General features: G+C 36.2%; 19 protein-coding genes and 1 pseudogene. 1 reads left to right on the top strand and 19 read right to left on the bottom strand.

The genetic code is table 11. The features are described 5' to 3' along the window. Nucleotides 1–2 precede the first annotated feature (2 nt). The 9 genes from waaA to BJB63x_RS00355 form a co-directional block, all read right to left on the bottom strand. Nucleotides 3–1,313, bottom strand: coding sequence for a lipid IV(A) 3-deoxy-D-manno-octulosonic acid transferase (waaA, locus tag BJB63x_RS00390; protein ID WP_078718529.1), 1,311 nt, complete (start codon nucleotides 1,311–1,313; stop codon nucleotides 3–5). A 10-nt stretch (nucleotides 1,314–1,323) separates the two neighbouring features. Beyond that, the gene (locus tag BJB63x_RS00385; RefSeq protein WP_078718528.1) at nucleotides 1,324–2,079 is read right to left on the bottom strand and encodes a lysophospholipid acyltransferase family protein; all 756 of its coding nucleotides are present in this window, start codon (nucleotides 2,077–2,079) and stop codon (nucleotides 1,324–1,326) included. Between the two features lie 75 nt (nucleotides 2,080–2,154). Then, nucleotides 2,155–2,400 (bottom strand): DUF4170 domain-containing protein, encoded by a 246-nt coding sequence (locus tag BJB63x_RS00380; RefSeq protein ID WP_078718527.1) that lies wholly within the window; start codon nucleotides 2,398–2,400, stop codon nucleotides 2,155–2,157. A gap of 44 nt (nucleotides 2,401–2,444) precedes the next feature. Further along, complete coding sequence (locus BJB63x_RS00375) at nucleotides 2,445–3,248, bottom strand: 3'(2'),5'-bisphosphate nucleotidase CysQ (protein WP_078718526.1); 804 nt, start codon at nucleotides 3,246–3,248, stop codon at nucleotides 2,445–2,447. Continuing rightward, nucleotides 3,235–4,563 (bottom strand): TldD/PmbA family protein, encoded by a 1,329-nt coding sequence (locus BJB63x_RS00370; RefSeq protein ID WP_078718525.1) that lies wholly within the window; start codon nucleotides 4,561–4,563, stop codon nucleotides 3,235–3,237. Before BJB63x_RS00370 ends, BJB63x_RS00375 begins: the two co-directional genes overlap by 14 nt. Nucleotides 4,564–4,662: 99 nt before the next feature. Beyond that, nucleotides 4,663–4,836 carry a hypothetical protein gene (locus tag BJB63x_RS06625; protein WP_236823856.1) on the bottom strand — a complete coding sequence of 58 codons (174 nt, stop codon included), beginning with the start codon at nucleotides 4,834–4,836 and terminating at the stop codon, nucleotides 4,663–4,665. 14 nt (nucleotides 4,837–4,850) lie between these two features. Next, nucleotides 4,851–5,495, bottom strand: a complete 645-nt coding sequence (locus BJB63x_RS00365) for a patatin-like phospholipase family protein (protein WP_236823855.1) — start codon at nucleotides 5,493–5,495, stop codon at nucleotides 4,851–4,853. A gap of 406 nt (nucleotides 5,496–5,901) precedes the next feature. Then, nucleotides 5,902–6,459: a 16S rRNA (guanine(966)-N(2))-methyltransferase RsmD gene (gene rsmD, locus BJB63x_RS00360; RefSeq protein ID WP_078718524.1), complete on the bottom strand. Its 558-nt coding sequence runs from the start codon at nucleotides 6,457–6,459 to the stop codon at nucleotides 5,902–5,904. Then, entirely contained in the window at nucleotides 6,446–7,840 is a 1,395-nt protein-coding gene (locus BJB63x_RS00355) for a pseudouridine synthase (RefSeq protein WP_078719491.1), read from the bottom strand. The genes rsmD and BJB63x_RS00355 overlap by 14 nt, the downstream gene beginning before the upstream one ends. A gap of 268 nt (nucleotides 7,841–8,108) precedes the next feature. Between BJB63x_RS00355 and BJB63x_RS00350 the strand changes: the two genes are divergently transcribed. Continuing rightward, nucleotides 8,109–8,561: a nucleoside deaminase gene (locus BJB63x_RS00350; RefSeq protein ID WP_078718522.1), complete on the top strand. Its 453-nt coding sequence runs from the start codon at nucleotides 8,109–8,111 to the stop codon at nucleotides 8,559–8,561. Nucleotides 8,562–8,677: 116 nt separating this feature from the next. On the opposite strand, the gene BJB63x_RS00345 is transcribed toward BJB63x_RS00350, so the two are convergent. From BJB63x_RS00345 to BJB63x_RS00300, 10 genes and pseudogenes are all read right to left on the bottom strand, one after another. Next, the gene (locus BJB63x_RS00345; protein WP_078718521.1) at nucleotides 8,678–9,262 is read right to left on the bottom strand and encodes a hypothetical protein; all 585 of its coding nucleotides are present in this window, start codon (nucleotides 9,260–9,262) and stop codon (nucleotides 8,678–8,680) included. Between the two features lie 205 nt (nucleotides 9,263–9,467). Continuing rightward, the gene (gene ileS / locus BJB63x_RS00340) at nucleotides 9,468–12,383 is read right to left on the bottom strand and encodes an isoleucine--tRNA ligase (RefSeq protein WP_078718520.1); all 2,916 of its coding nucleotides are present in this window, start codon (nucleotides 12,381–12,383) and stop codon (nucleotides 9,468–9,470) included. Between the two features lie 252 nt (nucleotides 12,384–12,635). Beyond that, complete coding sequence (locus BJB63x_RS00335; RefSeq protein WP_078718519.1) at nucleotides 12,636–13,526, bottom strand: outer membrane beta-barrel protein; 891 nt, start codon at nucleotides 13,524–13,526, stop codon at nucleotides 12,636–12,638. 130 nt (nucleotides 13,527–13,656) lie between these two features. Continuing rightward, nucleotides 13,657–14,535 carry an outer membrane protein gene (locus BJB63x_RS00330; RefSeq protein WP_078718518.1) on the bottom strand — a complete coding sequence of 293 codons (879 nt, stop codon included), beginning with the start codon at nucleotides 14,533–14,535 and terminating at the stop codon, nucleotides 13,657–13,659. 143 nt (nucleotides 14,536–14,678) lie between these two features. Next, nucleotides 14,679–15,560 (bottom strand): outer membrane protein, encoded by an 882-nt coding sequence (locus BJB63x_RS00325; RefSeq protein WP_078718517.1) that lies wholly within the window; start codon nucleotides 15,558–15,560, stop codon nucleotides 14,679–14,681. Nucleotides 15,561–15,944: 384 nt separating this feature from the next. Next, nucleotides 15,945–16,238, bottom strand: coding sequence for a hypothetical protein (locus tag BJB63x_RS00320; RefSeq protein ID WP_078718515.1), 294 nt, complete (start codon nucleotides 16,236–16,238; stop codon nucleotides 15,945–15,947). Nucleotides 16,239–16,761: 523 nt separating this feature from the next. Then, the gene (locus BJB63x_RS00315) at nucleotides 16,762–17,382 is read right to left on the bottom strand and encodes a ribonuclease D (protein ID WP_078718514.1); all 621 of its coding nucleotides are present in this window, start codon (nucleotides 17,380–17,382) and stop codon (nucleotides 16,762–16,764) included. After that, nucleotides 17,336–18,769: a M20/M25/M40 family metallo-hydrolase gene (locus BJB63x_RS00310; RefSeq protein WP_078718513.1), complete on the bottom strand. Its 1,434-nt coding sequence runs from the start codon at nucleotides 18,767–18,769 to the stop codon at nucleotides 17,336–17,338. The genes BJB63x_RS00315 and BJB63x_RS00310 overlap by 47 nt, the downstream gene beginning before the upstream one ends. A gap of 74 nt (nucleotides 18,770–18,843) precedes the next feature. Beyond that, entirely contained in the window at nucleotides 18,844–19,719 is an 876-nt protein-coding gene (mutM, locus tag BJB63x_RS00305; RefSeq protein ID WP_078719612.1) for a bifunctional DNA-formamidopyrimidine glycosylase/DNA-(apurinic or apyrimidinic site) lyase, read from the bottom strand. A 29-nt stretch (nucleotides 19,720–19,748) separates the two neighbouring features. Continuing rightward, nucleotides 19,749–20,995 (bottom strand): annotated as a pseudogene (locus BJB63x_RS00300) (aminopeptidase). Nucleotides 20,996–21,018 lie beyond the last annotated feature (23 nt).

Below are 21,018 nucleotides of genomic sequence, written 5' to 3'. Positions count from 1 at the left end.
GCCTATTTTTGACACTGTCTTAAACCTGTCTTTATCACAAGTGGCTGCAAAAACGGATCAAGGATCTTTAATGTACACTCAAGTGCACCAGCCATACTTGTTACCACTTCATAAGCCTTATCGACCATCTCTTTTCGTAGTGTTTCATTTGTTAAGAATTTATTCACTTGTATAGCAAGTTGCATTGTATCTTCAACTATATATGCTGCATCACAGGATAAAAATTGCTCAAACGTATTTTGAAAATTTGCAACATGAGGTCCCGTTAAAATAGCCACCCTAAGCAAAGCAAGCTCTAATGGATTATGCCCACCATAGTTACACAACGATTTACCAATGAAAGCAACTTTCGATAAACAAAGAAAAAGACCCATTTCTCCAATTGTATCTCCTAACAAAATATCCGTATCCATATCTGGAGCAATATTACTACTTCTAAGAACACAACGCAAATTCTCATAACCACACACCTTGATAATATCTTTTGAACGTTCAGGATGACGAGGAACGATAATCGTTAATAAATTTGGAAGATGACCCTTGAGAATTTTATGAACTTCAAAAGCAATCCTCTCTTCTCCTTCATGGGTTGAAACAGCTGCCCAAACTGGTCGATCACCAATAGCCTTACAATAATGCGCAAGCAATTCCTGATCCTCAATCGGGCAAACCTCAGCCTTAAGATTTCCAGAAACTGCCACTGATTTTACACCAAGTGTATGGTAATAAGTTACATCTGTTTCATTTTGACCAATAGCCACATCAATATGTTTGAAAATATGTTTAGCAAGAAAGAGTCTTTTGTGCCAAGCCTTAAAAGAATTTTCCGACATACGAGCATTAACTAAAATCTGTGGAATGCGCATTTTAGCAAGTTCTTTAATACGTAAAGGCCAAATCTCTGATTCACAGATCAATGCCAAATCAGGCTTCCAATGACCAATAAAATGACGCACAGCTAATTCTAAATCCAGCGGAGCATATTGATGAATTAATCGATTGCCAAACTGCTTCTTGATAAAAGTAGAAGATGTCACAGTACATGTTGTCAGCAATACTTGTATTTTTAAAGATAAAACGTAATTAATAAGTGGCAAAAGAGCTATTGTTTCTCCAACGCTCGCTGCATGAAACCAAATTAATGGACTTTGAGGACGCACTTTTTGACTTTTCCCCAAACGTTCTTTTTGGCGCCCTCGCTCCTCTTTTCCACGCATCGCCCTAAAAAACAAATAAAAAGGTACCAAAGGGTGCAAACAAAAACCAACTATTCGATAGACTGAAAGAGCCACACGTGCCTTTAATTCCGTCATTTAAAACCCCTCATTTTCTTGTTTTGAGATAACTGTAAGCTTCATTCGTCAAATGATTCATCACGTTCGTTAATTGTATACGTTTTTCTTCTAACAAAGAATCATCTGCATCCTTAGAAACAAATAAGGCTTCACCTGTGAGAACAATTGAACGTCCAAAAGGAAGTGGAATTGCAGTTTTATCCCATGTTTTTTCAAGAATTTTTTCTCGCGAAAATGCATACACACAAGGTATAATAGGACGACCAGATAATTTAGCTAATAAAATAATTCCTTTTCCAGACTCACGTGCTTTTCCACACGGGATATCTGCAATCATAGCAACTGTTTTACCAGATTTAAGAGCATTTTTAAGTGTTAACAATGCTCGTGCTCCCCCTTTATGAACATGATGCGTTTTACTGCGTCCTCCTGAGCCACGAACAATTCCAAGCCCTAATTTTTGGGCCAATTGTGCATTTATTTCTGCATCAGCAGAACGAGAAAACATAGCAATAACCTCTTCGCCTTGAGAACATAAAAAAGGCCCCATAATATGACGTCCATGCCAAAAGGTTATAATAAATGGATTATAAGCATTATATACTTTTTTAATATCATCTGAATTTTTTAAACGCAGATTCGTCCAATAAACAAAACGCAAATAGTTCGTCAAAATCCACACAACAAAAACTTTCACAAACCATGTTTTCATCAATGAATGACGATTATTTCGCCAAAATCTTTTTAAAGCGCTATCTTTTTTCTTGTAAAAAGTTTCTTTCATCCTGATATTAAATCTAGCAAATCCAATATTTTGATATTCTCATAAAAAGGAAAATAATGATTGAATATTTAAACTTTATGATAAATTGTTTGTTTCATGGTCAAGAAGCTGATGTAAAGGCACAACATAATAACGCTGTAACGCGTTGTCTACGCTACTTTGTGCTTTTGTCCGCCATGCTTCTTGGGCTGATTGATAATCCGGAAAAATACCAACCACATCTAAATTACTGAGATCTTTAAATTGATTATCACTCAGATTTTTCAATTCTCCACCAAATACAAGATGCAAAAATTGCCTCTTTTCGTTGACTTTAGCCATATTTGCCTCCGTATCATTTAAAAATTTAATATGTTTTTATTCGATTAAACTAACTTTGCTTGACGAACAACATTTATCATATTTTGACAGCAATTATTTTCACCAGCAACTAAAAAACTATCTTGAGAAAATTCAATCCCATAAGAAATAAATGGCGCCTTAAGTGACATAAAACGTCCACCACATTCCTGCAAAACAAGATCAGCAGCGGCAATATCCCAATCATGGCAATTTGGCCGAACCAACACAATATCAATTTTACCTTGAGCAACAAGAACAACACGGTAAGCAAGAGAAGGAATATAACGAAAAAAACTGATTCGATTGTAAAAATCATATGGTAATCTTTGAGCAATCGATTGATCAATCGAAACCCTATATTTTTGATTAGTTTTAGATCTTAAAAGGGGCAGTCTTACGCCATTCAATGTTGCTCCTTCCCCAGTCATAGCAGCATATATATCACCTTTAGCAGGACACTGTAAAACACCTACAACAGGACGGCCATTCTCAATAATAGCTACAGAAATACACCAATCAATACTCCCGGAAAGAAAACCACGAGTCCCATCAATAGGATCAACTACAAAACAACGTTTATAAGTAGCTTGCCCTCTATTATCTTCTGTTTCTTCTGAAATCCAGCCATAATTTGGACGCGCACCAAGAAGTTTTTCTTTTAAAAAGACATCTACTGCAACATCTGCTTCACTGACTGGTGAATTGCCATCTTTAAACCAAACATCCAGCTCACATCCAAAATACTTCATTGATAAATCTCCTGCCTTCCAACAAACATCGAGCAAAAGATCTAAATCAGAATAATAATGTGCATTATTTTCCTGCAAGTATCATTCCTTCAATTAATAATGTCGGTGCTGACGTACTATAACGTCGATCAATATCATTTGCAGGTGTTAAATGCGCTAACATGTGAAGCAAATCAGAACCTAATGTTACTTCACTCACCGGATAAGTGATTTCCCCATTTTCAATCCAAAAACCAGAAGCTCCACGGCTATATTTTCCCGTAATAAAATCAACACCATGCCCAAATAGTTCTGTCACATAAAAACCATTTTGCACACTTTTTATCATATCACGAGGTGATATCAAACCTGGTTCAATAGAAAAATTAGTGCTTGCCGGCTGAACAAGCGATGCAGAACGCACACCATGACCATTTGTTTTAAGCCCCAATTCACGAGCTGAAGATGATGAAAGCAGCCAGTTTCTTAGAACACCATTTTCAATAATATTCAGTGTATGTCCTTCGACCCCTTCACCATCAAAAGGACGAGAAGCATTTCCGCGTAATCTTAAGGGTTGATCCATCACATTAATATCAGACTTCATAACCCTTTCCCCCTTTAAATTTTGCAAAAGACTTGTTTTGCGAGCAATCGACGCTCCATTAACCATAGATGCAATATGACTAGCGATTCCACGAGCTACACGCGGATCAAAAACAACACTCACAACCCCAGTTTCTGGGCGAACTGCTCCCAAACGTCGAACTGCACCTAATCCGGCATTTCTACCTATCGTATCCGCTGGTTCTAAATCAGAGAAATGTAAAGCCGTTGTATAATCATAATCTCGTTCCATTTCTGTCCCCTCACCAGCGAGTGCGCTGCAAGAACGCGAAAAATAGCTGGAATGATAAGATCCATAAAAACCATCACTATTGACAAGAATAAACCCACTTTTTCCATAAGCTGTTGCCGCACCACCAGAATTACTCACGCCCTTTACATCAAGAGCTGCTGCTTCTATCTGCAAAGCATCTTCTGTTAAAAAATGACTTTTTGGAGTAAAATTATCAAAAAGATCAAGATCCTTAGGATGAGTAACTAAACACTCTTTATCTGCCAAACCTTCAAATAAATTATCAGGTGAAACCTTAGCCATTGCAATAGCACGCTCTGCTAATTCTCGCGGGTCAACAACAAAATTAGCAGAAACACTTGCCACCTTTTTGCCAACAAAAACCCTTAATGTAAAATCATCACTTTCTAAAGCTTCCGTTGATTCTACTTTGCCAAGACGAACTGCTACACAAACAGAATTTGAGTGGATAACAACAGCATCAGCAGCATCTGCTCCAGAACGTTTTGCTGCTTCAACCAACGAACTAGCTTTATCAAGCTGTTTTTTGTTCATTTTATAGATATCCCTTAAATAGTAATTAATTTATCTTGATAAGAAATTTTAAATGAAAAATATAATTCTTGTCTATTCATAGTTAAAAGTTATGTGCCATTAATGCACTATTTTTCTTTCAACTAATTCAGAAATTTGCCTCTTAGCTTTTTCACGAAAAGGCTCTATACGTTGTAAAATTTCTTTGACTTCAAAAAAATTTAAAATTTTGATTCCATCAACAGGAGGACATAATAAAAGATCTAACGTTGCACACTGCAGACGCGCTCTCACAAGTGCTTGTTGTCCTACAATACCTGCAGCAATAAAGCTTTCAGAAACCGAAAAACGTCCATTTTATATTCAATAATCGGAAGTCCCGTAACATCAATACCAATTGAAAGATCAACTGGTTCAGTAAAACAATCAAAAAGTACTGGATTACAAACCGCTCCATCAATCAAAAAATCATGATTACGCAAAACAGGCTTAAATAAACCAGGAATAGCAGAAGAAGCTGCTAAAGCAGAACGTAAATCCCCCTCTTGGATAACAACCATCTCTGCTGTTTTTAAATTTGAAGCTACAGCACAAAAAGGAATTTCTAACGCACAAAAATCTCGTGGAAAATTCAATGGTAAAAAATTCTCTAAAATTAACTCCAAATTAAATTGAAAAAGATTCAAACTGGACTCCCAAAACTCTTTCCATGACGTCGGCATTAAAGACCATAAACGCTTCAAAATATCACTTGAGTTAGAAAAAGTTGACAAACAATACTCTTTCCAATCAGTCTCTGTCATTCGAGAAGCTACACCAGCACCCACTATAGAACCGATAGAAGATCCTGCAACAGCATTTGGTTTCAAACCCAAATCCTTAAGAGCCCCAATAATTGGGAGATGGCCTAAACCACGAGCCCCTCCACCACCAAATGCCAAACCAATTTTCACTCTATCTCTCCTATATCATTCTTTAATTCTCCATTAAGTACAAAAAAAAACACTGTCTCCAATGGTTATATCTCTCACATTTATAGAAGTCTCTTAGAAACGACAATAAAAATATACAATTTTTACTTTCTCTATGCTTAAATAATATCAGATGATCTGCATGATAACTTGAATTTCATATCCTTCAATCACGCCTACTTTTATCCATTAGCTAAAATAAAACTTTGAAATAAAATTCTTTTGCTCAATTGCAAAAATAGTGATTTTTTTCCTTCAAACTCTTTAACTAAATCGGAAAAAATCCTGCAATAACGAAATAATTTCTTCATAAGTAAGGAAGTATGCTAAAATTATTAGAATAATCTTGTTTCAATTTATAGAAAACAAAACCTTTCTAAAGTGTAAATTACTGTTGAAGTTTATAGATCCGTATTGCTGTATCACTATAAAAACGCTCATCATCTAAATAAAATGGATCAGGCAAATTAATAATCGCTTCTTTTGCTTCTTCAAGAATAAAAAATGCTTCAGTTTTTGCCCACCCTCCTTTTAAAGCTTGAATAAAAGCCTTTTCACCTAAAGAATAGCCATAAGGAGGATCTGCAAAAATAATATCAAATGCAAGTATTGTTCCAATATTTCCCAGTTTGGTCGCATCACGGCGTAAAATCCGTCCAACACCTTGCAATCCTAAAGCTTCAATATTCTTTTGAATTAGGCTGCCTCCCTCAATTGAATTTTCAACAAAAACAGCAGCCTTTGCTCCACGCGAAAGTGCCTCAATTCCTAAAGCACCAGTGCCAGCAAAAAGATCAAGAACACGCTTATCTTTCCAAAAGTTTTCTTCCCGACTAGTAAGAATATTAAAAAGGCTTTCACGCGTACGATCACTTGTTGGGCGAATAGATCGACTAAGAGGTTTTGACAAAATATGCCCAGAAAACTTACCACTAATAACCCGCACGTGATCCTCTAGATCCCTTAGATATCCTTGCACTATCATTATATCTCTTAGACTTTTTCATGTTGTTATCAAATGATCTAGATTTTCGTCTATTATCAAAAAAATGTTCACCATGATCATTTTTAACAACCTCCCCCTCCTTTTTAAATAATTGATCTTTCTTGCCAATAAGACCTGATTCAATATAAGGTGTTTTGCTACATTTTTTAGAAAAATCAATACATTTATCTTTCCCTATTCGTCTTTCTGATCGTTTTTCCTTCCCTCTATCAGTAGATTTCTTACCAACCCAATTACTCTTACGACCATACTGATCATCTGCATCAGAAGAGGATTTCTTACATACAATCTGCGGACATGCACCAGGAGCCATCCAAACATTAGAACAACGTGAACGTAAAAAAGTACGTTCTTCCTTCCCATCCTTTTTCTGATTTTTATCTCTTAATTTTTCATCAAATTTTTTACTCAATCGTACCTGATTATGCCCAGAAAATTTACCTTTTTTTCCATACGACATGCTTTCTTTTCTAGAGACAATCGAACTATTTTTCATCACAGAAGACTTTGTACTTTTTTGTTTTTCAATAACAGCAGAATTTGAAAATGGCTTAATAATAGGCGCATCAAAATCTGCATTAGCTTGCAAAATTAAACGTTCTCCTAATTGATCACGTAACATCCGACCTTTTAATTCACGAACTGCACCTTCTTTTAAATCAGATAACTGAAATGGACCATAAGATACACGAATTAAACGATTAACAGATAACCCTAAAGCTCCCAAAACATTTTTGATTTCACGATTTTTTCCTTCACGCAAAGCTACAGAAAGCCATACATTTGATCCTTGCTCACGTTCGATCGAAGCCTCAATTGAACCATAAAAAATCCCATTAACCGCAATACCATTCTTTAAATTTTGAAGCGCACTTTGTTTAACCTTTCCATGAGCACGAACCCGATATTTACGCACCCAACCCGTAAAAGGAAGCTCCAATACACGCGCTAAACCACCATCATTGGTTAAAAGCAAAAGGCCTTCTGTATTAATATCAAGTCTCCCCACAGAAAGAACACGAGGCATGTCTTTTGGCAAATTATCAAATACTGTTGGTCTTCCCTGAGGATCACGATTTGTCGTAACAAATCCGACTGGTTTGTGATAAAGCCATAACCGTGTTCGTTCTATAGGAGGTAAAGGCTTACCATCAACTGTAATAACATCAGAACGGGTAACATTAAAAACAGGCGTAGCAACAACTGTACCATTAACAACAATACGACCTGCAACGATCATCATTTCTGCATCACGGCGTGATGCTACTCCGGCACGTGCTAACCTTTTAGCAATTCGTTCACTCTCACTCTTTTCGCTTATTTTTTTATTTCGATCTTTTTCAAATCGTATAAAAAATTTATTACGTGCACTATATCGTTTATTCTGAAAAGAAGCAGAAGTGCAATCGTTCATCATATTCTATCCTTTGATATCTAAATACCTATTTATTTTTAAAGCAGCCCTAAACACTTTTAGAATGTAATGGAACCCTTTCATCACACAATGAATCATAATAAAAAAGCTTGCTCACTTCATAGACCTCTTTAATATAGCTTTTTGGTTATTTATACTTCAATGGAAGAGAAATATGAGACTTACTCCCATGGAAATAGCTCTTTTAGAAGCACAGTCAGCAAAAAAACAAGCTGAAATTCCCGTGGGCGCAGTTATTACACATGGTGAAACAATTATTGCACGTGCTGGCAATTACACAAGAACCCCATATGATCCTACAGGACACGCCGAAATGCGTGTTATTCGTATAGCTTGTCAAATCTTCAAAAGTGAAAGAATTCCTCAATGCGATCTTTATGTAACACTCGAACCATGCGCTATGTGCGCTGCAGCTATTTCATTTGCACGCATAAGAAACCTGTATTATGCAACACAAGATTCAAAAGGCGGCGCTATTGAACATGGACCGCGTTTCTACCAACAATCAACCTGCCACCATAGACCTAATGTTTATTCCGGTTTTAAAGAAAGAGAAGCAAATCAATTGCTTAAAGACTTTTTTGCACAAAAACGACACCAAAAATAAGCTTTATTTCAATCAGATACTTAATCTTTAAACAATAAAACCCATTTGTAAAATAAGATCAGAGTCTTCTTATTGCTTTTTACCTTCGAAGTAATACCTTTTTCATACACTTTTATCTATTTCACTTTATCCTTTCGCTCTAAAGGTGCAGTTACTCCTGGTTGACGATAAATTAAAGGTGGCTCACTAAGGTATCGACGATAATTTGCATTCCCACCATCAGCATCCTGCCGTCGACGTAAATATTCCTCACGTTGTTGTTTTTCATTAAACTGTATGATACCCTCTGAATTATCGATATTTCCAGGGCCTCTTGTCACTATTTTTTTATCTGCAGAAAGAGAAATGTTACCATAAGAATTCACCCTATTAATTGCTGCTCCACCTTGCAAATTCTTCTGTGACTTCTCTGACATTTCCATCTCATCATAAGAATTAATCTCCGTAATATCTACCTGAGGTGGAGGTAACACTGTACGCGCACTAGACTCTGGAAATATAAGTCGTGGACGCTGTTTCATCACAAGCTGACTATTTTTATTTTTTGATCTTAATGAAGCAAGATTAGTTATATCATCAACAAACTGTAATGAAGCAGTTTTATCCGTACCATAGGTCGGAGCAGATAAATTACACCCTGTCAACATAAAACATACACTCAGTATGCCTGCTAAAAATATTTTCATTGCATATCTATTCATTGCTCATCCATTTTCCTAAGTGCAAAACTTGCTGACATCACTATCATTCTTTAGAGACTGTCTAATAACGCACACATCGCCCATTCATAGACAAAACAAGGCGTTTCATTTTAACATAAATTTCCTCTCCCATCAATAATAGAATTCAAATAGTGCTAGCGCTCTATTGAATACCATCCTCTCAAATGTACTGTTCAAAAACCTTTTAAACTTTGCCAAGCGCTTGTAATTCCCGCAAAGCAGCTGCATCACGAGCAGACACATCAGGATAATCTGGATCACTCCCAACATCTTGTGTATAACGCCATGATCGAGCACACTTAGTACCCACAGCCTTATTCGAATATACACCAACACCTTCAACATCATTCAAAATAAAAGCATCCAAAGGGGGTATATCTTGAATAATCGTTAAAGCACTGGTAATGCAAATCTCCGCCATATCTAAATTTTCTAAAGATTCCAATAAAACCGGATTAGAAATAAAAACAATAGGTGCTGCTTCTAAAGATGACCCAATACGCCTATCTGCTCGTTCAATCTCTAAAGCGCCCGTAACGACTTTACGAACCTGTCGTACTTTTTTCCAACACTCTGCCAAAGGCTCGTTCTTCCATTCTGCCAATACAGGACGAAACTGCTGCAAATGCACCGAACAACTTTTTGGATAACGCTCTAACCAAGCTTCTTCCATTGTAAAAGGTAACATTGGAGCAAGCCATGTTACCATTCGATCAAAAACTTCACGAATGATTTGCAAAGAAGCTTTACGCTTTACTGATGAAGGGGGGTCACAATAAAGAGTATCTTTTCGGATATCAAAATAAAACGCAGATAATTCAATGATTGAAAAATCCAATAACGCACGCATAATTTTCTTAAAATCAAACTCATCATAGGATCGATTAATCAACTGATCAAGTTCATACAATCGATGCAATATAAATTTTTCAAGATCCGGCAGTGCACAATAAGATATTTCTTTTCCTTCATCATAAGCTAAAATACCAAGCATCCAACGAATTGCATTCCGCAATTTGCGATATGAATCTACGTTTGTTTGAAGAATCTTTTTTCCCAAACGCTGATCTTCCCAATAGTCAGTCGTCATAACCCAAAGACGAAAAATATCAGCGCCAGATGTTTTAATAATATCTTGTGGCATAATCGTATTGTCTAAAGACTTAGACATTTTTTTGCCATTCTCATCCAAAGTAAAACCATGTGTGACAACAGTTTTATAGGGTGCACAAGCCCGTGTTCCACAGCTTTCCAAAAGAGAAGACTGAAACCACCCACGATGCTGATCAGACCCTTCAAAATAAATATCAGCAGGCCATTTCAAATCAGCACGATCTTCTAATACAAAACTATGACTTGTCCCAGAATCAAACCAAACATCCAAAATATCATAGACTTGTTTCCAAGTTTCATGAACACGTTCACCTAAAAAACGTTCACGTGCTCCTTCTGCAAACCATGCATCCGCCCCTTCTGTTTCAAAAGCTTTCAAAATACGTTTATTCACCTGCTCATCTTTAAGAATAAGACCATCCTCATTAACAAAAATACAAATCGGAACACCCCAAGCACGCTGACGAGAAAGTACCCAATCTGGACGATCTGTAATCATAGAAGCCAAACGGTTTTGAGCCGAAGATGGAACAAAACGTGTCATCATCACAGCTTCCAAAGCTCTGCTGCGTAAAGTTGAACCATCACCAAGATCTTTATCCATTGCAATAAACCACTGAGGTGTATTTCGGAAAATAACTGGTTTTTTTGAACGCCAACTATGAGGATAAGAATGTTTTAAACGACCACGTGCAAATAATAACCCTGCTTTAATTAAAGCATTAATCACTTCTTTATTAGCATTACCCATTTTTCCATTATCATCAATAACTCGGATAGGTCCCCCTTTACGATCTGGTCCAAAACCAGGGGCATCTTTTGTATAAAAACCAGCATCATCAACGGGAAAAGGTATAGAAGAATCAATACCAGCCTGCTCCAATACAGACTTATACGCATTCCAAATTTCAAAATCCTCACGCCCATGGCTAGGTGCCGTATGAACAAAACCTGTACCAACATTATCCGTCACATGGGAACCATCAAGCATTGCAATCTTATGGTTATACCCTCCAGCTAAACCTTTAAGCGGATGAGAAAGGATAAGAGTCTTAAGCTCATCAGCAGAGACAGAACGCAAGCGTTTCAAAATAAGTTTTGCTTTTTCTGCACAACTCTCAACTAAAGCATCAGAAAAAAGAAGCTTCTCCCCAACTTGAGGACCAAAATCATTTTCTGAACTTTCAATAAGATAAATACCATAAGAAATTTGCGAAGAATAACTAACCGCAAGATTACCAGGAATCGTCCATGGTGTTGTTGTCCAAATCACAACACAGGCATCATTTAAATCGTGAGCACGTGATTCTAAAATAGGAAATTTAACCCATACAACATCAGATTCATGATCATGATATTCAATTTCTGCTTCAGCCAAGGCTGTACGCTCAACAACAGACCACATTACAGGTTTTGAACCACAATAAAGTTGATCAGACATAACAAATTTCATTAATTCGCTAGCAATGCGTGCCTCAGCGTGAAAAGCCATTGTCGTGTAAGGATTTTTAAAATCTCCTATAATACCAAGACGTTTAAATTCTTCACTTTGAATTGTTATCCAAGACTGCGCAAAATCACGACATTCTCGACGAAACTCGCTCACGGGAACATCATCTTTATTTTTCCCTTTTGCACGATATCTTTCCTCAATTTTCCATTCAATTGGAAGTCCATGACAATCCCAACCAGGCACATAATTCGCATTAAAACCTCGCATTTGAAATGAACGAACAATAACGTCCTTTAAAACTTTGTTCAAAGCATGTCCAATATGAATATTGCCATTTGCATAAGGTGGACCATCATGAAGGATGTAAAGTGGACGTTCCTTTGCTTGTTGTCTCAATTGAGTGTAAAGATCTATCTCTTCCCATCGTGTTATCAATTCAAGCTCTTTTTGCGGCAATCCTGCACGCATAGGAAAATTAGTTTTTGGTAAATAAAGAGTCTTTGAGTAATCTATTGCTTCATTTTTCACAGACATTGTGAAATATTCCTGTCCACTTTTATTATTTTACTTTGTATCATTTCCTTGAACCCTGCAACTTTGGTTGTTCAATCTATGAAGAAGGCTGAGCCAATAATTCGTACTCAGCAGTGATCAAGAATATATAACATCATTTGCTAGATGCTTTATCATGAAACCATTAAAAAAGAAAACCCAAAAATAAATCTCTCAAAAAAAGGCTCTGCATAAACAGAACCTTTTCACAATAAACTCAGTTTTTTAATAAATTTAGAATTTATAAGCTACACCAACACGGAAGTCATTGGTTTTATAGCTAAGATCGATTTCTTCCCTTGCAAATTTCTTTTTACCAAAATCCGAGTAACGATATTCAGTGCGCACAATAATATTATTATTTAATGCGAAATCAACACCACCACCAAAGGTATAGCCAATCATTGTTTTTGATTCATCTACTTTGTTTTCTTTACTCATCACTACCGATAAAGTATCTTGAAGATCCACATAAGAAATACCACCAGCGACATAAGGCATAATACGGTCAGCAGCAAAACCAATACGTACCCGTGTAGCACCAGTCCACTTTTCTTTTAAAGTGTGATTAAAAAAAACATATTGCCCTTCTTCAGCTCTCGATCTAGCTACATGATGATACATTGCTCGTCCCAGATTTTTTGTACTGAGGGGAGATATTATTACTCTCGGTCTCTCTTGTACAGCCTCATTTCCCTCCGCAGATCGATATCTTGGAACCAAATCATCGCCAACAATAACAGTTTTGGTATCTTCCTGCCCAGACCACATTATATCTGTATCAACACCTATAATCAGGTTATTACCAAGATTAATATCCGACCCAGCATAAATACCACCTCTCATACCAAAGAGTTGAGGTAAATGCTTCTTATCAACTGACGCCCAACGATCAACACTATTATAACCTTCAGAACTTAGAGGAATATCAATATTAAGGGCGTTTGCAGTAACTTTACTTGAAAAACCAGCAACCTGACCACCAATATAAAAACCCGTCCAAGAAAATTTAGAATCAGCAGCAGATGAATTTGATTCCTGAAATAATATACTCTCAGACGCTTGCACTGTAGAAGTATAAACTGAAACAATAGTAAATATAGTTAAAAGAAATTTTATATTCACAGGTCTATCTCCAAAATATCCAAAATGCACTTTATATAAAATTTCATTTTAAAAATCTGTAGTAAAAATGATACAATAAAAACAATTAAGTCCTGTTTTCAACAGGACTTAATTTAAATCTTCTAATTAACTAGAATTTATAAGCTACACCAACACGGAAATCATTGGTTTTATAACCAATTTCCACTCTATCCTTTGCAAATTTCTTTTTACCAAAATCTGAATAACGATATTCTGCACGCAAAATAACACTCTTAGCCATTGCAAAATCAATACCCCCACCAAAAGTATAGCCCACAAAAACCTTTGTATCATCTATTAGATTGATAATGGGAAGCTCTTTACTCTCGTTTCTTATTGTTAAAAGATCTGAAAGCTGCGCATAGGCAACACCGGCAGAGACATAAGGCATCACATGATCCACTGCAAAACCAATGCGTAACCGTGTAGCGCCAACCCATTTTTCTTTTAAAGTGTTACTGGCATTTACAGGATCATCACCTTCTTTTGCAATTGAACGCACTTGTACATTGCCTACTGACCTGACCACTCTTACAGACCTTTCTCGACCAACTCTGCTCTCTTCTCTCTCTTCTATCTCTTCTTCCACTTTTCCACTTAGTTCATGCTGAGAAATAATTTTTGTATCTTTTTTCCCTGACCACATCATATCGGTATCTACGCCAAGAATAAGGCCATTTCCAAAACCAATATTAGATCCAGCATAAACACCCCCTATAACACCTGAAAGTTTGGGCAAATATTGCGATTCAAGGGATTCCCATTCTAGGTCGTTACTATTGCTACGACCTCTTATAGCAGATTCACTTGAAAAACCTCCAATCTGAGCACCCAAATAAAAACCTGTCCATGAAAAATCAGAAGAAATGATTATCGGAGCTGGCTGATGCTTCTGTTGCTGATGCGGAATCATAATATCAGCTGCCTGTAACATAAAAGTTAGTGCAAAAAACAAAATAGACGTCATAATTAAACGCATTACACTCATAAATCTATCTCCTAGACAAATATCCAAATTGACGCTTATAAAATATTCTATTTCAAATATCTATAATTAAAATGATACAGTCATAGAAAAAATAAAGGCCCTGTCTCTGACAGAGCCTTTTTGTAATTCAATTTTGCAATAAATTAGAATTTGTAAGCCACACCAACGCGGAAATCATTGGCTTTGTAGTTAACTTCAAGTTTTTCATTATGCAATTTCTTTTTACCAAAATCTGAGTAACGATATTCCGCACGCAAAATAACATTATCAGTCATTGCAAAATCAACACCAGCACCAAGAGTATAACCAATCATTGTTTTTGATTCATCATTTGTATTTAGCTCAGCAGAAGGTTCTTTGTCATCCTCAACTTTTACTGCAGGTTCTCCTACTGCAGGTTCTCCAGGAACTTTTTTCTTAGTAACTGACATTAAAAAGCTGTCTTGGAGCTGTGTATAAGCAACACCACCAGCGACATAAGGCATAATACGATCAGCAGCAAAACCAATACGAATCCTTGTAGCACCAGCCCACTTTTCTTTCAGAGTATGACCATACTCTATAGTTTCAAGTTCCTTTTCCGGTTTTGATCCTTCTTTATTAAGTAAAGGAAAAGACTTTTTCTGATTTTCACCTTCATCTTTTAACTCAACTGTCACTTTGCGATTTTTCGTGTCTTTCCGTCCAGACCAAATAACATCGGTATCAACACCTAGAATCAAACCATTCCCGAGATCAACATTGGAACCCGCGTAAACCCCCCCTGTGAAACCTGAAGGTTTAGACCACAAATCTTTATGAAGCGGAAGCCACTTTTTAGAATCATCACCATCACGACTACTGAAAGAAGTCTTACTTGAAAAACCACCAATCTGCCCACCGAGATAAAAACCCGTCCAAGAAAAAGCAGGAACTACAACAATTGTTTCTCCTACTTCTTGAGGAACTGTAATATCTGCTGCTTGTACTGCGGAAGCTGTCATCAAAGCAACAACAGATGCCGTCATTAAACATTTCATATTCATAAATTTGCTCCATAGCTAATGTTTATGTACATATATGTTGCATACCTCCTTTAAAATATCTGTAGCAAAAATGGCACAGACATAAAAAAAACATAATTATATGATATAATAGTTTTCTTTTTTTTAAATTATTAAGAACAAACACCGATTTCCAGAACCTATAGTCATAGAGTTAATTACTGTTTTTTCAAAATTTCTTATTAATAAATTCGAGCAATATTGAATTACCAATCAACAACATTATGAATATAATTAAACCACATCTCAAATTACACTCAATTATTAATAATGCTCTCTAACTCCCCGCTTTTCTAATTGACTAAAAACAAAATTAATCTTCTCGGCCTAGTGATTAGGAAAGCATATACGCATAATTATTATCGATTAAAAACTCATTGGGCCCCAAAACATTTTTCGTCTCTTTCTTTTATTTTTATTTAAATTTTTTGAAGAAGCAGATGCAAAAGTCATACGTACCGGCTCTGTTATTTCTTTCCACTCGCTATAAACACTATAACCATTAATTAAAACAAAATCTTTAAAAAAATTCTCACTGCACTGATTAACACAAGAAATAGACTCAATATGTGATACATCCTCTTTAATATCAGATCCTTGAACTGTAGAAACAGTAATCATAACAAAACTCGAAACTGCGACAAAATATTTCATATTCATAATTTATCTCCCTACTATAAAATACAAAATGTGTTTTTTATAAACTATTTTATAATACATATCTACAAAAAAATGATGCAGACACAGAAAAAATAAAGACCCTGTCTTTGACAGGGTCTCGCTATAATTTACTCTCATAACAAACTAAAATTTATGAGATCCACCAATACAAAAATCCTTAATAAGGTATTTTTATTTCACCTATCTTATTACCAGTCCAATAAGCTTTTTATAGATTCAATTTGATTTGAAAATACCTTACCAAATTCATTTTCCTAGTAGCACATCCTTACTAATCACATTAGTAAAAACAATCTTATCAACGATACAAAACCTCATATTCATAAAAGATTCATTTTTACCTACCGCATATTTATAAACACATAATATCTTATAAAAATAATAGTAGACGCTTTTAAAACGATATAGGAAAATGAGCAAAAAGCTTTGTAAAGAAGATATTCTGTATAAATTATATATTAGCTATTTCTTCTGTTTCTCATTCCAGAAATAAATTTAAAGCTCAAATATGAGCAAAAATATCAACTTCTAACCATCCTAAAAGATCAAGCTTTGCTCTTATAGGCAAAAATTGAAAACAAGCTTTTGCAATATCTTCTCGTTCTTCGCGTTTTAAACGTTCTTCCAATATACTTTTTAAACGATGTAGATACAAAACATCAGATGCTGCATACTCAATTTGTGCACGTGATAAAGCATCTGCTGCCCAATCTGATGATTGTTGCTGTTTAGAAATATTAACATTTAGTAGTTCACTACAAATTTCCTTCAAACCATGACGATCAGTATAAGTACGTGTCAGTTTTGAGGCAATTTTTGTGCAAAAAACAACATCCGGCATCACGCTAAATGTATGTGCTAAAATAGCAAGATCAAAACGCCCAAAATGAAATATTTTGGTAATTGATTTATCTTCAAGCAATGCAACCAAATTAGGAGCCCTATTTTGTCCTTTAGCAATCTGTATAATATCAGCAGTACCATCTCCAGAAGAAAGTTGAACCACACATAAACGATCACGGTGAGGTTGTAGTCCTAAGGTTTCGGTATCAATTGCAACAGAATCAACACAATAATTATCCAAATTTGGTAAATCGCCTTGATGAACACGAATCTTTGCCATTTATTCTCCTATTTGCTAAGGCTGCAAGAATCCGTACCCAAGACCGCTGCCCTTTATGAAATGATTTTAAATTATATTTCTCATTAGGTGAATGAATCCGATCATCAGCTAATGCAAATCCAACCAAAATAGTTTCCATATTAAAAATTGACTGTAAATCCCCAACGATTGGAATCGAGCCCCCTATAGCAGTTAACAAAGCAGGCGTCCCCCATTCCTGAAATAAAGCATCTTGCGCCGCTTGAATAAAAGGCGAATTATAAGGAAGTTGGACAGCTGGAAAAGCACCATATTCTTTAAATGCAACTGTACAATCTCCAGGAATAAGAGAACGCACATAATCACGAAAAGCCTGGCGTATCTTTTCTGGATTCTGTTTATGCACTAAACGAAAAGAAATTTTTGCATACGCTTGAGAAGCAATCACCGTCTTAAATCCTTCGCCTTCATATCCTCCACTAATGCCATTGATCTCTGCTGTAGGACGAGCCCATACTTGTTCTAAAAGACTCCGTCCATTTTCTCCAGCAGGAATAGAAAGACCAACAGGACTAAGAAAAATCTCAGCATTACAACTGAGTTTATCCCATGATTGTAAAATCTGTAAAGGTGTTTCTTCTACACCATCATAAAATCCAGGAAGCGTTACCCTACCATTTTCATCATGAAGTCCTGCCAAAATTTTAGCTAAAATGCGAATGGGATTAGCTGCTGCACCTCCAAAATAACCTGAGTGCAGATCGCAATTAGCTGCCGTAACGACGACCTCTTCTCCTAAAAGTCCCCGAAGACCAACACAAATCGATGGTGTATTCTCATCCCACATTGATGTATCACAGACTAGTGCACAATCAGCCTTCAGTTCATTAATATTTGCCTTTAAAAAAGGAATAAGTGAAGATGAACCACTTTCTTCTTCACCTTCTAACAAAATAGTAACCTTTACAGGAAGCTGTTTTGTTTCCTCTTTAAAGGCACGACATGCTTCAATAAAAGTCATAAGTTGGCCTTTATCATCTGAAGCACCACGAGCACAAATGATCTTGTTTCCATTTTGCTCTTTTAAAGAAGGCTGAAACGGATTATCTTCCCATAAATCTAGTGGATCAACTGGTTGGACATCATAATGCCCATAAAATAAAACATGCAGACAATCATCGGAAGGCCCTGGATGATGTCCAACAACCATTGGATGACCAGGTGTATCACGGCATGAAGCTGTGAAACCTATACTTTTCAAATCTTCCACCAACCAATCAGCTGTTTTACAACATTCATTTTTATATTCTGGATCTGTAGAAATAGATTGAAAACGTAAAAAAGAAAAAAGATGCTCAACGCTTTTTTCTAGATTCCTATCAAGATGCTTTAGCACTTTATTAAGCATAAAAAACCTTTCAATCTTCACAGAATTATGGATATAACTTTAAGCTTGTTACAGGATTTTGCAAGATACATTATTCATTTTTGACATTGTGGGCAATAAAAGCTTGAACGCCCCGACTGTAAAATACGCACAATAGGTATACCACAATTCAAACATTCTTTTCCCTCACGCCCATAAACTGAAAAATAGTGTTGAAAATACCCAAGTGAACCATCTGCATGCATATAATCACGTAAAGAAGTCCCCCCTGCAATAATCGCCTTAGTGATTACATCACATATGTTTTGTGCAAGAAAACTTGCAGATTCTGGCATACATAAATCTTCTAATGCTAATGTAAATGCACTACGCTGTGGTGATAAGTGACTACGCCAAAGTGCTTCACAAACATAAATATTCCCAAGACCAGCCACAATAGACTGATCAAGCAAAGCTGTTTTAAGAGACGTTTTTTTATTAACAAAAGCTTTTTTCAAATAAGCACCAGAAAGCATATCATTTATAGGCTCAACCCCTAACCTTTTTAAAAGTGGATGCTCATAAAGCTTTCTTGTATCTGTCAAAAGCATAAAACCAAAACGGCGAATATCATTATAAGTGAGACGATAAATTCTATCATCTTTTGCCTGAACGTCTATAATACAATGATCATGCGCAACTAATTTGCCTATGGAAGAATGCTCTTTTTTTAAAAATTCACCCTCTATACGCCATGATCCTGACATACCTAAATGACTCAAAATTGTTTCATTTTGTGAAAGATAGAATAATAAATATTTCGCACGACGACCAAGTTTTATGATCGTTCTATTCATCAATCGTTCAGAAAATGCTTCTGGAAAAGGAAAACGCAAATTTTTACGATTAAGTTTAACAGATATAATTTTTGAACCAGTTAAAAACGGATCAAGTCCACGGCGAACTGTTTCTACTTCAGGAAGTTCAGGCATTATCTCCCTAATGATTTCATATTTGTAAATTAAGCCCACTCACCCCGACGAAATACAGGAATTTTTTTACCATCCTGCATAACACCGTCTATGTCAATTTCATTTGATCCAATCATCCAGTCAATATGAATAATACTCTTATTCCCACCACGCATTGCAATCTCTTCTGCGGTTAACGTTGCTCCATTTAAAAAGCATTTAGAATAACATTGTCCTAAAGCGATATGACACGCAGCATTTTCATCAAACAATGTATTATAAAAAAGTAAACCACTCCTAGAAATAGGTGAAGAATGAGGAACAAGAGCAACCTCACCCAATCGACTAGCACCCTCATCACTTTGTAAAACCTGTTGCAAAACTTCCTGTCCGTTCGAAGCAGATGCATTGACAATACGTCCTGCTTCAAAACGCATTTCAATATTATCAATGATCGTTCCTTGATAGGAAAGTGGCTTTGTTGAACGAACAAAACCATCAACTTTATAAGCATGGGGGTTGTAAATACTTCTTCAGTTGGAATATTGGGATTACAGACAACACCATTTTGAGCTATCGAAGCACCTCCATGCCATTCGTGTTCATCTGCCAGACCAACCATTAAGTCAGTCCCTGGACCTATAAAATGCAAAGCAGTAAAACGTTGTTCATTAAGCCAAGATGAACGTTGCTTTAAATTAGCATTGTGCGTACGCCATGCGTATACAACATTATCCTGTGTCACACGTGAAGCAGAAAAAATAGCTTCTGCTAATTTCTGAACTGCTTTATCAAGAGGCAAATCAGGAAATACTGCCATAGCCCATCCCGCGGTTGGATAAGCGACAATCGACCAGTTAATCGCAAAATTTGATATTTTGTTAAGAGCTGGCTGATAAGCAATCGAAGTGGCTTTATTCAAACGTGAAACCTTATCCAAATCTTGATTGGAAAACAACAAAGGATCATCACCAACAATTGCCAAACGTGCAGCTCCATTTTCAAAAGCTTTTGCCATTCCTTCATAAAGCCAGGAAGGTGCACAATCAAAACTAGCAGAATGAGCATTTTCAAAACGGATAAGAGATAACGCCTCATCACCAAACAGTGGTGTAATAACACCAGCACCAACCTTATAAGCATGATAAGCTATTTGCCGAACCAAAGGTAAAGCTTTAACTGGGGCAGTTAAAATAAGGTCTTGCCCTTCTTGTAAATTGAGTCCTACTTTTATTGCAACTTCTGCAAGACGGTTAAGCATTTCAGGATAAATCATCCCATCGATATCAAAACGCATAACCGCTATCCCTTATTTAACTA

This window comes from Bartonella sp. JB63, assembly GCF_002022665.1.
In the GTDB taxonomy this organism is placed as follows: Bacteria; Pseudomonadota; Alphaproteobacteria; order Rhizobiales; family Rhizobiaceae; genus Bartonella.
Note: the sequence above shows the minus strand (reverse complement) of the source record. Positions and strands in the feature narration are given on the sequence as shown.

Coding starts and splice junctions, on each gene's coding strand:
- ileS (WP_078718520.1), bottom strand. CDS start 12,383: ATGTCTGTGAAAAATGAAGCAATAGATTACTCAAAGACTCTTTATTTA.
- BJB63x_RS00350 (WP_078718522.1), top strand. CDS start 8,109: ATGAGACTTACTCCCATGGAAATAGCTCTTTTAGAAGCACAGTCAGCA.
- BJB63x_RS00345 (WP_078718521.1), bottom strand. CDS start 9,262: ATGAATAGATATGCAATGAAAATATTTTTAGCAGGCATACTGAGTGTA.
- BJB63x_RS00310 (WP_078718513.1), bottom strand. CDS start 18,769: ATGCTTAATAAAGTGCTAAAGCATCTTGATAGGAATCTAGAAAAAAGC.
- BJB63x_RS00320 (WP_078718515.1), bottom strand. CDS start 16,238: ATGAATATGAAATATTTTGTCGCAGTTTCGAGTTTTGTTATGATTACT.
- BJB63x_RS00315 (WP_078718514.1), bottom strand. CDS start 17,382: ATGGCAAAGATTCGTGTTCATCAAGGCGATTTACCAAATTTGGATAAT.
- BJB63x_RS00380 (WP_078718527.1), bottom strand. CDS start 2,400: ATGGCTAAAGTCAACGAAAAGAGGCAATTTTTGCATCTTGTATTTGGT.
- waaA (WP_078718529.1), bottom strand. CDS start 1,313: ATGACGGAATTAAAGGCACGTGTGGCTCTTTCAGTCTATCGAATAGTT.
- BJB63x_RS00325 (WP_078718517.1), bottom strand. CDS start 15,560: ATGAATATGAAATGTTTAATGACGGCATCTGTTGTTGCTTTGATGACA.
- BJB63x_RS00385 (WP_078718528.1), bottom strand. CDS start 2,079: ATGAAAGAAACTTTTTACAAGAAAAAAGATAGCGCTTTAAAAAGATTT.
- BJB63x_RS00330 (WP_078718518.1), bottom strand. CDS start 14,535: ATGAGTGTAATGCGTTTAATTATGACGTCTATTTTGTTTTTTGCACTA.
- BJB63x_RS00370 (WP_078718525.1), bottom strand. CDS start 4,563: ATGAACAAAAAACAGCTTGATAAAGCTAGTTCGTTGGTTGAAGCAGCA.
- mutM (WP_078719612.1), bottom strand. CDS start 19,719: ATGCCTGAACTTCCTGAAGTAGAAACAGTTCGCCGTGGACTTGATCCG.